At 67.7% G+C, this 14,663-nt stretch carries 17 protein-coding genes; 11 read left to right on the top strand and 6 right to left on the bottom strand.

From position 1 onward, the window contains the following. The 10 genes from ON45_RS15095 to ON45_RS15050 form a co-directional block, all read left to right on the top strand. The coding region (locus ON45_RS15095) for a sigma-70 family RNA polymerase sigma factor (protein ID WP_040494831.1) at window positions 1–556 on the top strand (556 nt) is incomplete at its 5' end. 73 nt (window positions 557–629) lie between these two features. Next, window positions 630–893 carry a hypothetical protein gene (locus ON45_RS15090; RefSeq protein ID WP_148288712.1) on the top strand — a complete coding sequence of 88 codons (264 nt, stop codon included), beginning with the start codon at window positions 630–632 and terminating at the stop codon, window positions 891–893. Window positions 894–912: 19 nt separating this feature from the next. Continuing rightward, a complete protein-coding gene (locus ON45_RS23145) occupies window positions 913–1,974 on the top strand; it encodes a hypothetical protein (RefSeq protein ID WP_040494829.1) in 1,062 nt (353 codons plus the stop codon). Then, window positions 1,971–3,050: a tRNA epoxyqueuosine(34) reductase QueG gene (queG, locus tag ON45_RS15080; RefSeq protein ID WP_040494828.1), complete on the top strand. Its 1,080-nt coding sequence runs from the start codon at window positions 1,971–1,973 to the stop codon at window positions 3,048–3,050. The genes ON45_RS23145 and queG overlap by 4 nt, the downstream gene beginning before the upstream one ends. Next, entirely contained in the window at window positions 3,047–4,168 is a 1,122-nt protein-coding gene (locus tag ON45_RS15075; protein WP_040494834.1) for a glycosyltransferase family 4 protein, read from the top strand. Before queG ends, ON45_RS15075 begins: the two co-directional genes overlap by 4 nt. 17 nt (window positions 4,169–4,185) lie before the next feature. After that, window positions 4,186–4,683 (top strand): hypothetical protein, encoded by a 498-nt coding sequence (locus tag ON45_RS15070; protein WP_040494827.1) that lies wholly within the window; start codon window positions 4,186–4,188, stop codon window positions 4,681–4,683. Beyond that, complete coding sequence (locus ON45_RS15065) at window positions 4,676–5,110, top strand: SRPBCC family protein (protein ID WP_040494826.1); 435 nt, start codon at window positions 4,676–4,678, stop codon at window positions 5,108–5,110. Before ON45_RS15070 ends, ON45_RS15065 begins: the two co-directional genes overlap by 8 nt. Next, entirely contained in the window at window positions 5,107–6,048 is a 942-nt protein-coding gene (locus ON45_RS15060) for an ROK family protein (protein ID WP_040494825.1), read from the top strand. The genes ON45_RS15065 and ON45_RS15060 overlap by 4 nt, the downstream gene beginning before the upstream one ends. 99 nt (window positions 6,049–6,147) lie before the next feature. Further along, a complete protein-coding gene (locus ON45_RS15055) occupies window positions 6,148–7,353 on the top strand; it encodes an aminotransferase class I/II-fold pyridoxal phosphate-dependent enzyme (protein WP_040494824.1) in 1,206 nt (401 codons plus the stop codon). 27 nt (window positions 7,354–7,380) lie between these two features. Further along, window positions 7,381–7,995 (top strand): ACT domain-containing protein, encoded by a 615-nt coding sequence (locus tag ON45_RS15050; protein WP_040494823.1) that lies wholly within the window; start codon window positions 7,381–7,383, stop codon window positions 7,993–7,995. A 293-nt stretch (window positions 7,996–8,288) separates the two neighbouring features. Here the strand turns inward: ON45_RS15050 and glpK are convergent, their stop codons facing one another. Both glpK and ON45_RS15040 read right to left on the bottom strand, forming a co-directional pair. Further along, entirely contained in the window at window positions 8,289–9,776 is a 1,488-nt protein-coding gene (glpK, locus tag ON45_RS15045) for a glycerol kinase GlpK (RefSeq protein ID WP_083915036.1), read from the bottom strand. 65 nt (window positions 9,777–9,841) lie between these two features. Next, a complete protein-coding gene (locus ON45_RS15040; protein ID WP_148288711.1) occupies window positions 9,842–10,201 on the bottom strand; it encodes a hypothetical protein in 360 nt (119 codons plus the stop codon). A gap of 62 nt (window positions 10,202–10,263) precedes the next feature. Between ON45_RS15040 and ON45_RS15035 the strand changes: the two genes are divergently transcribed. After that, window positions 10,264–11,298 (top strand): 6-phosphofructokinase, encoded by a 1,035-nt coding sequence (locus tag ON45_RS15035; protein WP_040494821.1) that lies wholly within the window; start codon window positions 10,264–10,266, stop codon window positions 11,296–11,298. A 31-nt stretch (window positions 11,299–11,329) separates the two neighbouring features. On the opposite strand, the gene ON45_RS15030 is transcribed toward ON45_RS15035, so the two are convergent. From ON45_RS15030 to ON45_RS15015, 4 genes are all read right to left on the bottom strand, one after another. Beyond that, a complete protein-coding gene (locus ON45_RS15030; protein WP_040494820.1) occupies window positions 11,330–11,935 on the bottom strand; it encodes a GerMN domain-containing protein in 606 nt (201 codons plus the stop codon). Window position 11,936: 1 nt separating this feature from the next. Beyond that, window positions 11,937–13,373 (bottom strand): sensor histidine kinase, encoded by a 1,437-nt coding sequence (locus ON45_RS21665; RefSeq protein ID WP_148288710.1) that lies wholly within the window; start codon window positions 13,371–13,373, stop codon window positions 11,937–11,939. Window positions 13,374–13,394: 21 nt separating this feature from the next. Further along, entirely contained in the window at window positions 13,395–14,075 is a 681-nt protein-coding gene (locus ON45_RS15020) for a response regulator (RefSeq protein WP_241432217.1), read from the bottom strand. A gap of 51 nt (window positions 14,076–14,126) precedes the next feature. Then, window positions 14,127–14,663: inositol monophosphatase family protein (locus ON45_RS15015; RefSeq protein WP_040494818.1), on the bottom strand; the 537-nt coding region annotated here is incomplete at its 5' end.

Below are 14,663 nucleotides of genomic sequence, written 5' to 3'. Positions count from 1 at the left end.
CGCCACGTGGTGGATCCGCCAGGCGATCACCCGCTCGATCGCCGACCAGGCGCGCACCATCCGGATCCCGGTGCACATGGTCGAGCACATGAACCGCGTCACGCGCGCGAAACGCACGATGCATCAGGAGCTCGAGCGCGAACCGACGATCGACGAGCTCGCGCGGCGGGTTCAACTCGAACCCGAGCGGGTTCGGGAGTTGCTGCGGTACTCGCAGGATCCGTTGTCGCTCGACTCCCCGGTGGGGGAGGAGGACGAGTCGAACCTGGGCGACTTCATCCAGGACGAGTCGGCCGACAGCCCCGCCGACGCGGCCACGCGGGTGATGCTCACGAATGCCGTGGGCGAGGTCCTCGGTGAGCTGTCCGAGCGCGAGCAGGAGATCGTCCGACTCCGTTTCGGGCTCGACGGGGGACAGGCCAAGACCTTGGAAGAGGTCGGCAAGGAGTTCGGGGTGACACGGGAACGGATCCGCCAGATCGAGGCGAAGACGCTCGCGAAACTGCGACACCCGCAGCGCAGCCAGCGCCTCCGCGAGTTCCTCGAGGTCGAGTGACGCGAACCGCCGTGTCGAGGCGTCGAGAATGCCGTCCGAAACTCTGACGTACCCCCGTGCGCATGATGACGGCATGTTCGAATCCGACGACCTCTCCCTCGACTGCAGCACGTGCGTTGCGGCCAACACCACGGCGTGTGGCGACTGTGTCGTCCAGCACCTTCTCGCCAACGATGCCGGACCGATCGAGTTCGTCCCGGCACCGCGGCGTGGCGGGCTGAGCCACACCGAACGCGCGGTCGAGTTGTTCTCGCGAGCCGGGCTGCTCGACCCCGATCCGCATTTCGTCGCCTTCGACGAGTTCGAATCGACCGACACTCCGCAGATGTCGAGGTGAGGGCTTCTACGATGCCGCCATGAGCGACACCGAGGACGACGACACCGTGCCCACCGGGCGCTCCGGGGTCGATCCGCTCATCGCGTTTCCGCGGGAGTCGAGCGGAGCGACCGGTCAGATCGAGCGACCGGGCGACGGAACGCCGTGGTGGTTCATCCCGTCGATGTTCGCGATTGCGCTCGGTTTCATCGCACTCTGGGTGGTCATCGGTGAGTCGCGGGCGAACGACGACACCGACGCGGTGGGAGACGTCGAACCCGCTGCGGTGGCCGCCACCGGGTCCGCGGACGGATCGGAGACCGACGACGAAGAACCAGCGGGCACCACTGGCGTTGCCGACGGTGATCGGGCGCCGGCCGCGACCGATCCGGACGCACCGACGACGATCGATCCCCGCATCGAGGATCTGCCACCTCCCGGTGTGGTTCGTGTCGGTGCCGAGGAGTACAACATCGTCGCGATCTGCGAGGTGCACCTGCCGTACGAACCGGTCGACACCGACACCGAGGTGTCGAGCTACTTCTTCCTCGACGGCAGCGGGGCACGCGGCCTCGTCGAACGTACCGTGACCGGTGACAGCGACACCGCGACGCGTGCGCTCGAAGGCACGTTGACCTCGTCCCCGGACGTCGTCGCGATCGGTGATGCCGGAGCGTTCAGCGCCGCGTTCGTCGGTGGCGAGGTCGTCGTCAATCCTCCCGTGCGGGCCGGTGACGGATGCGCCGACCGGGTGGTCACCAACGCCCCCGGACAGTTCGCCGAACCGCACATCCAGATCATCTTGGACGTGTGCATCGACGAGCGCGGGCTGCCGCAGGGCACGACGATCTCGGGATTCACCTCCGAGGGGAGCGGTTTCGAGATCCAGCAGGCAGGAGGCGAGCTCGCGGAGATCGTGTTCGAGCGGGGTCCGGACGACCGCCTGCGGACGACCGCGCCGGCCACGATCTTGCGCACGGAGGAGTTCGTGTCCGCCTCGAGTGTCGTGAGCAACGGTGTCGAGGATCTCGACATCACGATCGACATGGCGAGAGAGCACGTCGACGCCGCGAGGGCCTGCACGGCCTCCGATCGCTTGTGACCTCGACGAAACACCCGCCCGGACTGCCGACCCTCGCGGAGATCGGCGAGGTCGTCGCTCCGCACGGCATCAGCCGTCTCGGTGTCGCCTCGGCGGACGTCCTCGAGGACACTCGCTCGGTCATCCACGAGCGCAAGGCACGCGGCTTGAACGACGGAATGCAGTTCACGTATCGCAATCCCGACCGTTCGACCGACCCCCGTCGAGCGCTTCCCAGCGCCGAGTCGGTGATCGTGGCGGCACGCCCGTACCTCACCGATACCGAGCCCACACGACCTGTCTCCGGGGTTCCGGCACGCGTCGGGCGCTATGCGTGGGTCGATCACTACGAACCGCTCCGTGTGGGACTGCGCGCGGCAGCGGCGCAGATCGAAGCCGCTGGACACCGAGCGTTGGTGTTCGCGGACGACAATTCGCTCGTCGATCGGGCGATCGCTCAACGTGCCGGTCTCGGCTGGTTCGGAAAGAACGCCAATCTGCTGCTGCCCGGCGCGGGAAGCTTCTTCGTGCTCGGGTCGATCGTCACCGATGCCTTCTACGAACCGAACGGCGCACCGGCGTCGGACGGCTGCGGTTCGTGCGTGCGATGCATCGACGCGTGCCCGACCGACGCGATCGTGGCGCCGGGAGTGATCGACGGAGCTCGCTGCCTCAGTTGGGTCCTGCAGAAGCCCGGACCGATCCCGGTCGAGTTCCGTTCCGCCGTGGGGGACCGGATGTACGGCTGCGACGACTGTCAGGACGTGTGTCCGATCTCGGTCCGCCTCGGACCCCGGAACACCGTCGAACTCGACGTCGAGGGCGACGAGGTCCAGGCATTCGTCGACGCGATCGAGCTGCTCGGACTCGATGACGCGACGATCGAAGCGCGACACGGTCGGTGGTGGATCGCCGGACGGGAGATGCGCTGGCTCCGTCGAAATGCGCTGGTCGTCATCGGGAACCGTGCAGACCCGGAGGATCGCGAAGCCCGCGCCGTGCTCGACCGCTACCGTTCGGACGACGACCCGATTCTCGTCGAACACGCGGTGTGGGCCGACGCCCGCCTCGACGAGCGGACCACACCGACCTCATGAAGCACCTCCTCGTCACGAACGACTATCCGCCGAAGATCGGTGGCATCCAGTCGCTGCTCTGGGAGTGGTGGCGTCGACTTCCACCCGACCGCTTCGCCGTGCTCACCAGTCCGTACGAGGGAACCGAGGAGTTCGACGCCGGCGAGCCGTATCGCATCGAGCGGACACCCGAGCCGTTCCTCCTGCCGCACCCCTGGATGGTGAAGCGGATCAACGACCTCGCCGACGACGTCGATGCCGACCTCGTGGTGATCGATCCTGCCGTACCGCTCGGTCTCGTGGGTCCGTCGTTGAAGCTGCCGTACGACCTCGTTCTCCACGGTGCCGAGGTGACCGTTCCCGGCCGCCTCCCGCTGTCGAAACAGGCGCTCGCCTACACGTTGCGTCGCGCTCGCCACGTCATCGCCGCCGGCGGCTACCCAGCGGCCGAGGCCGAGCATGCGGCGGGTCGCGAACTGCCGACCACGGTCGTCCCGTGCGGTGTCGATCCGGATCGGTTCCGCGTCCTCGATCCGTCCGAGCGACTCGCCGCCCGCGAACGCCTCGGGCTGCCCGTCGACGCGGAACTGATCGTCGGGATCTCCCGCCTGGTGCCGCGCAAGGGCTTCGACACGGCGATTCGTGCGGTGGCGCGGATCAAGCATCGTCGGCCGGACCTGCTGCTGGTGATCGCCGGTTCGGGTCGCGAGGAGGATCGGCTCCGACAGTTGGCCGAGGAACTCGACGCCCCGGTGCACTTCGCGGGCCGCGTTCCGAACGACGATCTCCCCGCCCTGTACGGATGCGCCGACGTGTTCACGATGTTGTGCCGCAACCGTTGGGGTGGTCTCGAACAGGAGGGTTTCGGCATCGTCTTCATCGAGGCGGCCTCGTGTGGTGTGCCGCAGGTCGCCGGCGACTCGGGCGGAGCGGCCGAGGCCGTCGCACACGGAGAAACCGGGTTGGTCATCGACGATCCGGAAGACGTGCAAGCGGTCGCCGACGCGTTCGAACAACTCCTCGACGACGACGAGCTCCGAGCATCGATGGGTGTCAAGTCGCGCGAGCGGGTCGAAGCCGACTTCGCCTACGACGTGCTGGCGCGGCGGCTCGGCGACACGCTCGGCGTCTTCGACTGACCGGTACGGTGGCCCCGATGAACAATCCCCGTGGGCCCGGCGACCTGATCGTCCGGATCGACGTCGCGGCGACAGCGCTGTTCGCCGTCACGGCGATCACCGCGGCGATCCTGTTCGACGGAGTGGCCATGACCATCGCCGCCGTCGTCGCGCTGGTCCTGTTCTTCGTCGGGATCGCGGCGTTCCTGTGGTCGTTCTGGAATGCGGTGCAGCGCAGCCGCGGCGAGCAGGTTGCGGTGACGCAGCTGTATCTCCTGGCCGGGGGCGTGGCGCCGCGCTCCGTGCGAGCGCCGATGCTGATCGCCTTGGCGGTGCAGTGTGCCGTCGCCCTCGTCACGGCGATCTCCCGTCCGAATTCGCCCGACGGAAGCCCGGGCAACTCGCTGGCGCTCGGCGTGTTGGTCCCACTGTTCGGATTCGGGATGAACGGACTGTGGGCCGCATTTCACGGCCGATATCGCGACCGAGTGTCGAAGAATGAGAGCACGACCGACCAGAATGAGAGCCATGGCTGAGACAGCGACCGAGATCATCACCATCGACGCCACACCGGACGCGGTGTGGGACGTCGCCGTCGACCTCACTCGGTACCCGGAATGGGCTCGCGACATCAAAGCGGTCACGATCCACCAGACCGACGACGAAGGCCGACCCAGCGAGGTCGAGTTCCGCGCATCTGCCCTCGGCCGCAGCACGCACTACACCCTGCAGTACCGGTACGAGGACGAGCCGCGTCAGCTCGGCTGGTCGATGATTCGCGGCGACATCCAGCGCTCGATCGACGGCGCGTTCACCTTCGTCCCCACCGGCGACGGCAAGACCGAGGTGCGCTACGACCTCGCGATCGACCTCGTCGTTCCGCTGCCCGGCTTCGTGAAGCGGCGGGCCGAGGTTCGCATCCTCAACACGGTTCGGGAGCTGAAGGTCCGCGCCGAGGCGTGACGAACGGGTCCGTTCGCGTCGGGATCGACGTCGGTGGGACCAAGGCGCTCGGAGTTGCACTCGGTGACGACGGATCGATCGTCGCGCAGGACCTGCGGCCGACGCCGCGGGGGATCGACAGCCTCGAACCGCTGATCGACACGCTGTCGGACTTGGCGCATTCGCTCGGCGCCTCCGGTCGGCTCGGCGTGGGGGCTCCCGGGCTCGTCACCCGCGAGGGGGTGTTGCGTGCCGCCCCGAACCTCGACGGGGTCGCCGAGTTCGAGATCGGTCGGCTGCTCTCGGAGCGGCTCGGGCACCCCGTCTCGGTCGACAACGACGCAACGTGTGCCGCACTGGCGGAATGGACGCTCGGCGCCGCCATCGGAACGACCGACATGATGCTGGTCACGCTCGGGACCGGGATCGGTGGGGGCATCGTCGCGAACGGAGAACTCCAGCGTGGCGCCCACGGTTTCGCCGGCGAGTTCGGCCACATGGTCGTCGATCCGAACGGTCCTCCGTGCCCGTGCGGGCGACGCGGCTGTTGGGAGCGCTACGCATCGGGCTCCGGTCTCGCGATGCTGGCCCGACAGGCCGCAGCGGGGCGCCGCCTGAGATCCGTCGTCGAACGGGCGGGTGGCGACCCCGAGGACGTTCGTGGCGAGCACGTTCGAGACGCGGCACTGGAGGGCGACGGTGAGGCTCGAGCCGTGATCGACGAATTCGGGCGCTGGGTCGCGCTCGGACTCGCGAATCTCACCAATGCGGCCGACCCCGAGATGTTCGTCCTGGGTGGTGGGCTCGCGATGGGGTCGGAGCTCTACGTCGAACCGATCACACGGTGGTTCGCCGAGTTGTTGTATCAGCCGAACCTGCGACCGCTGCCCCGGATCGAGTTCGCCCACTTCGGTCCGCTCGCCGGCGCGGTGGGTGCGGCACTGTTGCCCGAACTCTGATCAATCCTCCACTTCGATCCGGTTCGTGACCAGGGGCGATGCGCCGGCCGCCGGAAATCGGCCTGCCGGGCGTCGCTGACCGGCAGCTATCGTCGCCGTATGGAGTTCCGTCGGATCGAGAATCTGCCCCCGTACGTCTTTTCCATCATCAACGGGCTGAAGATCGAGGCACGGCGTGCAGGAGCAGATGTCATCGACCTCGGCTTCGGCAACCCCGACATGGCGTCGCCCGACATCGCGGTCGAGAAGCTCGCCGAGGCGGCGCAGAACCCGCGCAACCACCGATACTCCCTCAGCCGCGGACTCCCGAAGCTGCGTGAGGCGATCGCCGGCTACTACAAGAACAAGTGGGATGTCGACCTCGATCCCGAACTCGAGATCACCAACACGATCGGTGCCAAGGAGGGCTTCAGCCACCTGATGTGGGTGCTGCTCGAACGTGGCGACGCGGCGATCGTGCCGACGCCGAGCTATCCGATCCACATCTACGGCCCGCTGTTCGCCGGTGCCGACCTCCGCCAGGTGCCGATGAAGTTCCTCGCGGACCCCTCCGACCGCGAGACGTTCACCGACGACTTCATGGACAGCCTCCACACGGCCTACGACGTGGGTTGGCCGAAGCCGCGGGTGCTGGTCATGTCGTTCCCACACAATCCGACCGGAGCGACCGTCGACCTCGACTTCATGCAGCGCGTCGTCGACTTCTGTCGCGAGCGCGAGATGATCGTCGTCAACGACTTCGCCTACGCCGACATCGGTTTCGACGGGCACAAGCCGCCGAGCATCCTGCAGGCCGAAGGTGCCATGGAGTGCGCGGTCGAGCTGTATTCGATGACCAAGTCGTTCCAGATGGCCGGCTGGCGCTCGGCGTTCCTGCTCGGCAACGCCGAGGTCGTCCAAGCGCTCGTGAAGTTGAAGAGCTATCTCGACTACGGCATGTTCCAGCCGGTCCAGATCGCCTCGACGGTGACGCTCAACGAAGCCCAGGACTTCCCGGACCAGGTCCGCGAGATCTACGAGTCGCGCTGCGACACGCTCGTCGACGGGCTCGCACGGATCGGGTGGGACATGCCCAAGCCCGGCGGCTCGATGTTCTGCTGGGGTCCGGTGCCCGAGCCGTACTCCGAGATGGATTCGGTCGAGTTCTGCTCGCACGTCGTACGCGAGGCCGACGTCGCGCTGTCGCCCGGTGTCGGTTTCGGACCGGGTGGCGAAGGGTTCGTACGTTTCGGTCTGATCGAGAACGAGATGCGGATCAACCAGGCGATCCGAAACCTGAAACGTGGTCTGCCGAAACTCGGCTGACACGTGACCTCGGTACTCTCGCCCCACATGATCACCGTCGTCGTGCGCGTCTGGCTTCCTGATCGTCCCGGCGCCCTGGGGCAGGTGGCGAGCCGGATCGGAGCGGTCCGCGGCGACGTGCTGGGAATCGAGATCCTCGAGCAGGGAGCTGACCGGGTGATCGACGAGCTGACGGTCGCGCTGCCGGGTGACGATGTCGTCTCGCTGTTGATCAACGAGGTCGACGCGGTCGATGGGGTGTCGGTCGAAGACGTTCGGTCCGTCGAACTGGATCGCGCGGACCCGAACCTCGCCGCGCTGGCCGCAGGCGCGGCGATGGCGGAGTCCGATCCGGGGGAGCGGATCGAGGTGTTGTGTTCATCGGTCCAGCGGCTCCTGGAGGCCGACTGGAGTGTCGTGCTGCGCGGGGTCGAGGTGATCGCGCAGGTCGGCGATTCACCCCAGGTCGAATGGTTGACCGCATTCCTCGCGGGGAGCGAGCACCTGAACGAGGTCGACGAATCACTGCCGAACGACCTCGCGTGGGGCCACCTCATCAGCTCCGGCCTCACCGTGGCGTGCGGTCGAAGCAATCGGGTGATCCACGAGCGCGAGCGAGTGCGCCTCAGCCTCCTCGCCCGCCTCGCCGACGCCCTCCTGTAGTCGCCGGGCCTCCTCTCCGACACTCCCTGCTCCGACATCGACGCGACGCTCGTGGACATGCGGATCCCCTGCGCACCATCCCGCATCATCCCGCATCGCCGGTCGCAGGGAAATTTCGTGGGATCGAGACGCCTACCGTCTCGATCCCACGAAATTCCGCGGAGGCCGGCGCGTTGCGCAGGAAATTCTTGCGGATCGAGACCCTCGCGGTCTTGATCCCACGAAATTTCCTGAAGGCGGATGTTGGGGGTGGCGGGCCGGATGCGGGCCGGATGCGGGGCCGGGGTTCTGGGTCAGGTGGTGGACCAGGCGCGGGAGCGGTCGACGGCGCGCTGCCACTGAGCGTGCAGGGCGTCAGCGGCGGTGCGGTCGGTTTCGGGGGTGAAGTCCGCGTCGAGGTTCCAGGCGGTGGCGATGTCGTCGGTCGACGCCCAGACGCCCTCGGCGAGACCGGCGAGGAACGCAGCTCCGAGCGCCGTCGTCTCGTGATCGATGGGGCGCTGGACGCTCACGCCGAGCTGGTCGGCCTGGAATTGGCACAGGAAGTCCATCACGGACGCTCCACCGTCGACCCGCAGGTCGGCGATCGGCACTCCGCTGGCCGCCACCATCGCATCGATCACATCCCGTACTTGGTACGCCATCGACTCGACGACCGCCCGCGTGATCTCGGCGCGTCCGGTCCCTCGCGTGATTCCGACGATGGTGCCGCGCGCATGCGGATCCCAGTGCGGGGAGCCGAGCCCGGTCAGTGCCGGGACGACGTAGACGCCCCCGGTGTCGTCGACGGATTCGGCGAGCGGTCCCGCTTCGGACGCTTCGTCGATGATGTTGATGCCGTCACGCAGCCACTGAATCGCGGCACCGGTGACGAACACGGCGCCTTCGAGGGCGTAGTGAGTGGTGCCGTCGGCGAGCGTCCACGCCACGGTCGTCAGGATGCCCTCGGTCGGTTCCGGACACTCCTCACCGATGTTGAGGAGCACGAACGAGCCCGTGCCGTACGTGTTCTTCGCCATTCCCGGCCTGACGCAGGCCTGGCCGAACAACGCTGCTTGCTGGTCGCCGGCGACGCCGCTGACCGGGATCCCTTCGGCGACGCCGTTCCGAGCGGACGTCACTCCGATCCGACCACTCGACGGCACGATCTCGGGAAGCGCTGCGATCGGCACGCCGAGGACGTTGCACAGCTCCGGGTCCCACGACTGCGATCGGATGTCGCACAGCATCGTCCGGCTGGCGTTGGTGATGTCGGTCGCGAACACGTCGCCGCCGGTGAGCTTCCAGATCAACCACGCATCGATCGTGCCGAGCGCGAGATCGTCGTCGACGGGGATGTCACGGTGCTCCAACAGCCAGGCGAACTTCGTTCCGGAGAAGTACGGGTCGAGCACCAGACCGGTCCGCTCCCGAATCAACGGCAGGTGTCCGGCCGCTTCGAGTTCGCCGCATCGATCGGCGGTGCGGCGGTCCTGCCAGACGATCGCACTGCCGTACGGGGCGCCGGTCGACCGATTCCACGCCACCGCGGTTTCACGCTGGTTCGTGATGCCGATCGCCGCCACGCGGTCCCGACCGACCTGATCGATCACGTCCGACAAGGTTTCGACGGTGGTCGCCCAGATCTCATCGGCGTCGTGCTCCACCCATCCGGGACGAGGAAAGTGCTGGGTGAACTCCTGGTAGGCCGCCACGGTGGGGGAGTCGTCGGTGAACACCGCTCGACTGCGGACGCCGGTGGTCCCGGCGTCGATGGCGATCACGCAGGCTGATTCGGTCACGGCGACAAATGTAGGTCAGTCGCTCCGAGCGTTCCGAAGATCAGCAGGCAGCCGGTCGAGCGCGGTCAGCGACGACGGGACTTCGACTTCGGACGGTTGCCGCCGCCGGACGTGCGCTTGGTCGGCGCGGGCGGGCGCCTCGCGGACGCGTCGTCGTCCGATTCGTCCTTGTCCTGCTTCGATTTCTTCGAGGACGCCTGCGGGGTTCGCATCTCCTTCAGCGACTTGCGCTGGTAGCCGAGCTTGGCCATGACGAAGCCGAAAAGCAGGTACAGGGGCCCCGACACCAGGAGACCGGCGAGGGCGCCGACGATGCCGGCGTCCCGGAAGAACACCGCCAACAGGGCGGCCATGATCGCGACGTAGATCAACCACTCCCGCATGAGCCGCTGCCACGGAACCGGACGACTGGAATCCCACCGCATGACCGTCATTCAATCAGCGAGACCCTCCGGCGGCGCAGCGTCGGCCGGTACGATCGGATCTCGTGCGAGTCGGGATGCTCACGGGTGGAGGCGATTGTCCAGGCTTGAATGCGGTGATCCGCGCCGCGGTCCGCAAGGGCGAGCGTGCGTTCGGTGACGAGCTCGTCGGGTTCCTCGACGCCTGGGACGGTGTGCGCGATCGCCGGACGATTCCGCTCACCGTCGAATCGATGCGCGGCCTGTTGCCACGCGGCGGAACGGTGCTGGGCACGCGGCGGGGGAGCCCGTTCGACACCCCGGACGGCGTGGATCACGTGAAGCAGTCGATGGACGACCTCGGCCTCGACGCGCTGATCGTGATCGGCGGGAACGGCAGCCTGTCCATCGCCTGTCAGCTCCACACCGAGCACGGCCTGCCGATCGTGGGCGTGCCGAAGACGATCGACAACGACATCGAGGGCACCGATGTCACCTTCGGGTTCAACACCGCCGTCCAGATCGCCACCGACGCGATCGACCGGCTCCACACGACCGCCGAGAGCCACGACCGCGTCATGGTGGTCGAGGTGATGGGGCGTCACACGGGCTGGATCGCCACCCAGGCCGGAATCGCCGGAGGTGCCACCGCGGTGCTGATCCCCGAGATCCCGTTCGATCTCGACCAACTCTGCACCCGGCTGACGCGGCGTCACGATCGGGGCCGCTATGCCTCGATCGTCGTCGTGGCGGAGGGCGCCGAACCGGCCGAGGGCACGCTCGAGATGGAGGAGAAGGTCTACGACCGTTTCGGTCACGTCGTGCTCGGCGGCGTCGCGACTCGGATCGCCCACGCGATCGGCGAGCGAACCGGATTCGAGACCCGAGTCGTGCAGTTGGGTCACGTCCAGCGCGGCGGAACTCCCACGGCATTCGACCGTGTGCTGTCGACTCGCTTCGGCGTCGCCGCGATCAACGCGGTGCACGAACAGGCGTGGGGCAAGATGACCGTGGTCCGCGGCCCGAACATCGAACTCGAGGACCTCACCGTCGCGGTCGGCAAGACCCGCACCGTCGACCGCGAACTGTTCGACGGAGTCGCGTCCCACTTCTTCGCGTGATGCGTCCACCGGGGTCCGACCCCGTGGACATCTACGCCGACGGGAGGGGGAGGGCCGGGAAGTCGGGCTGCGAGGTCTCGAGGAAACCGGGGTAGTCGTACAGGGTGAGTGGTCGATCGGTGACCTCGCCGTCGCCGGTGGGCCAGCCCTGGTTCTGCCCGTTCACGCGGAGGCGGACCTGGCGAACCTGGTCGATCTCGGATGAGGTGGCCACGATCTGCGCGAGTGCGAGCCGCAACCCTTGGTCGGACAGTTCGGCGAGGGCCTCGTTGATGTCGACCGTCAGCCGCGTGCCCACCGTGCTGGCGTCGAGGATCTCGAGGTCGGCGGGGACGGCGGAGGACAGCCCGGTCGTGCTCTCGTCGGCGTTCGCCCCGGCGATCAGCGATGTCAGGAGTTCCTCGGGGTTCGTCGCGTCGCTGCGCGGCACCGCGCGCAGGAGCGCCTGATCGTCGGTTCCGACCGGGCTGAGCAGGTAGATGCGGCTCCCGCCGACCGCGGCGTCACCCGTCGCGAGTTCACCGAAGTTGCCCTGCTGGTCGACCGGGATGTCGGTGGGCGCGCTGTCCTCGGTGATCGTGCACGAAGCGAGCACGACCACGGCGAACGCGCTCAGGAGACCGACGAGTCGACGCATGTCAGTCCTCCAGCTCCGTGGCCATGAGTTCGATCACGAATCGCGCGCCGGACTCGCCGTCGAGACGGTCCTCGACCCAGACCCGACCACCGTGCATCCGGACGTGTTCGTCGACGAGCGACAGGCCGAGCCCGGCGCCCTCGCTCCCGGTGCGCCGGCCGGCCCCTCCGCCGCGTGCGAAGCGTTCGAAGATGAGCGAGCGTTCCTCGGGAGCGACGCCGGCACCACGGTCCTCGACCGCGATGGTGAGGTGGGACATCGGCTCGTCGGGCGGGTTGGTGACCTCGATCGTGATCTCGGGTTCCCCGCCGCCATAGGCGCGAGCGTTGTCGATGAGGTTGGCGATCACGCGAGCCAGGCGCCGCTTGTCGCCGCGGATGATCGCCAGCTCCGCTCGCTCGCTCACCCGCACCGGTGTCTCGGGGACCGAACTCACCGCGACCGCCTGGCGGACGAACTCGGCGGCCAGCAGCTCTTCCATGTTGAGTCGAATCGCCCCGGCGTCGAAGCGGGAGATCTCCAAGAGGTCCTCGACGAGCCCCTGGAAGCGCACGACGTCACCGGACAGCAGGTCGAGGGCGGACTGAGCGCGCTCGGGCAGGTCGTCACGACGTGCCTCCATCACCTCGACCGATGCGGCGAGGGTCATGAGCGGCGACCGCAACTCGTGGCTCACGTCGGATGCGAAGCGAGCATCGCGTTCGACGCGCAGCTCGAGCGCTTGCGCCATGTCGTTGAACGACTCGGTCAGGACGCGGAGGTCCGGATCCTCGTTGTTCTCCAGGCGCGTGTCGAGGCGGCCGCCGGCGATCGCCGACGCAGCCTGGGCGGCCGTACCGAGCGGCTTCACGGCGCGCCGCGCGGCGAACACTCCGACCAGGACCCCGAGCCCGGTGGTGATCAACGCCGCGAGAAACAGCGCGACGCGCAGATTGGACAGGTTGGATTCCACGTCGTCGAGCGCGAAGAACTCGAAGTAGGCGCCGACGTCGGGAACGGACCAACCCACGACGATGTTCAACTCGTCGTCGATCCGCACCACCTGGCTCGCGGACACCTCGTCGACCACGACCTTCTCGAAGAGTTCGGGCGGAAGATTGTCGCGCGTGAACGGCGGACGCCCGTACTGCGTGTCCCGATACCAGAGCATGTACCGCTGGACGCCGATGCGTTCGAGTGAGGCCCGAGCGGCCGTCGGCTCGGGCGGGAAGGTGGGTCGCAGGTCGCGTTCGACGCCGAGGGCGTTCCGGCGTGAGGTCGAGATCGCCGCTTCGTCCCGTTCGGAGACGAGATTCGACCGCGTCAGGCCGAAGGTCGTCGTGGCCACGAACACCGACAGTGCGATCGAGCCGAGCGTGATGATCACGAGGATGCGCCGTCGGAGGCCGATCGACCGTGGCCTCGAGCGTCCGATGAGGCGTCGGATGGGTCCTACCACCGATGCTCCTGTTCCGGTGGGTCAGGTCTGGAGGCGATAGCCGAGTCCGCGCACCGTGACCACGTGCCGCGGGTTCGCCGGATCGTTCTCGACCTTGGTGCGGAGGCGCCGGATGTGGACGTCGACGAGGCGACCATCGCCGAAGTAGTCGTAACCCCACACCTTGTCGAGCAGGGCTTCACGACTGAGCACCTTGCCCGGGCTCTCCGCTAGTTCGCAGAGCAACCGGAACTCCGTCTTGGTCAGGTGGACCTCGGAACCTTCGCGGAGCACCTTGCCCTCGTCGGGGATCAGTTCGAGGTCGCCGAAGACGAGGCGCGCGTGGCCCTGAGCGCCGGGGCGGATCCGCCGCAGGAGCGCCCGAATCCGCGCCGACAGTTCCTTGGGGGCGAAGGGCTTGGTCAGGTAGTCGTCGGCACCGGCTTCGAGTCCGGCGACGATGTCGTGGGTGTCGTTGCGCGCGGTGACCATGACGACGGGAACGTCGCTGGTGCGGCGCAGTGTGCGGCAGAGCTCGAAACCGTCGATTCCCGGCAGCATGATGTCGATCAGCACGACGTCGGGTGTCGAGCGCTGGAAGAGCTCGATCGCCTGCTCGCCGCTCTCGGCTTCGTCGACGACCCAGCCCTCGTCCTCGAGCGCAAGCTTCACCGCCGAACGGATGCGCTCGTCGTCCTCGACGGCCAGGATGCGTGTACCCACTCCTCCATGATGCCGCATTTCACCAGCTGACGACGAACATCAAGCCGAATTTCAGGCGGGAAGCGCCGCGACGACCTGCCGATGCAGCGTGGGGGTGGACGCGATGACACCCGCCGGAGCGGCGACGTCGAGGCGTGATCCGTCGAATGCGGTGACGACTCCGCCGGCTTCGGTGACGAACAGGACGCCGGCCGCGACGTCCCACGAGTTGAGGAACTCCTCGAAGTAGAAGTCGACGCGTCCGCTCGCCACGTACGCGAGGTCGAGCGCAGCACTGCCCTGGCGGCGGATGTCACGAACGGTGGGGAGCACCGTGGCGATGCGTTCGGCCTGGCGGGCGCGGTGTCCGTCGATGTGATAGCTGAACCCGGTGGCGGCCAGTGCGGTCGCCATGTCGTCGGCGCCCGACACGCCGATCGAAACCCCGTTGATCGTGGCGCCGCGGTCCCGCCCGGCGCTGTAGAGCTCGTCGACCACGGGGGCGTACACCGCTCCTGCGACCGGAGCGCCGTTCTGGAGCACCCCGATCGACGTGCACCAGCCGGGGAGGTCGTACACGAAGTTGACCGTGCCGTCGATCGGGTCGAT

The organism is Ilumatobacter nonamiensis YM16-303 (genome assembly GCF_000350145.1).
GTDB lineage: Bacteria > Actinomycetota > Acidimicrobiia > Acidimicrobiales > Ilumatobacteraceae > Ilumatobacter_A > Ilumatobacter_A nonamiensis.
This window is presented reverse-complemented; position numbering and strand designations above follow the sequence as displayed.

Excerpts from the sequence above, each read along its gene's own strand:
- ON45_RS15090 (WP_148288712.1), top strand. The coding sequence starts at position 630 with ATGTTCGAATCCGACGACCTCTCCCTCGACTGCAGCACGTGCGTTGCG.
- ON45_RS23145 (WP_040494829.1), top strand. The coding sequence starts at position 913 with ATGAGCGACACCGAGGACGACGACACCGTGCCCACCGGGCGCTCCGGG.
- ON45_RS15075 (WP_040494834.1), top strand. The coding sequence starts at position 3,047 with ATGAAGCACCTCCTCGTCACGAACGACTATCCGCCGAAGATCGGTGGC.
- ON45_RS15070 (WP_040494827.1), top strand. The coding sequence starts at position 4,186 with ATGAACAATCCCCGTGGGCCCGGCGACCTGATCGTCCGGATCGACGTC.
- ON45_RS15065 (WP_040494826.1), top strand. The coding sequence starts at position 4,676 with ATGGCTGAGACAGCGACCGAGATCATCACCATCGACGCCACACCGGAC.
- ON45_RS15055 (WP_040494824.1), top strand. The coding sequence starts at position 6,148 with ATGGAGTTCCGTCGGATCGAGAATCTGCCCCCGTACGTCTTTTCCATC.
- ON45_RS15050 (WP_040494823.1), top strand. The coding sequence starts at position 7,381 with ATGATCACCGTCGTCGTGCGCGTCTGGCTTCCTGATCGTCCCGGCGCC.
- ON45_RS15040 (WP_148288711.1), bottom strand. The coding sequence starts at position 10,201 with ATGCGGTGGGATTCCAGTCGTCCGGTTCCGTGGCAGCGGCTCATGCGG.
- ON45_RS15030 (WP_040494820.1), bottom strand. The coding sequence starts at position 11,935 with ATGCGTCGACTCGTCGGTCTCCTGAGCGCGTTCGCCGTGGTCGTGCTC.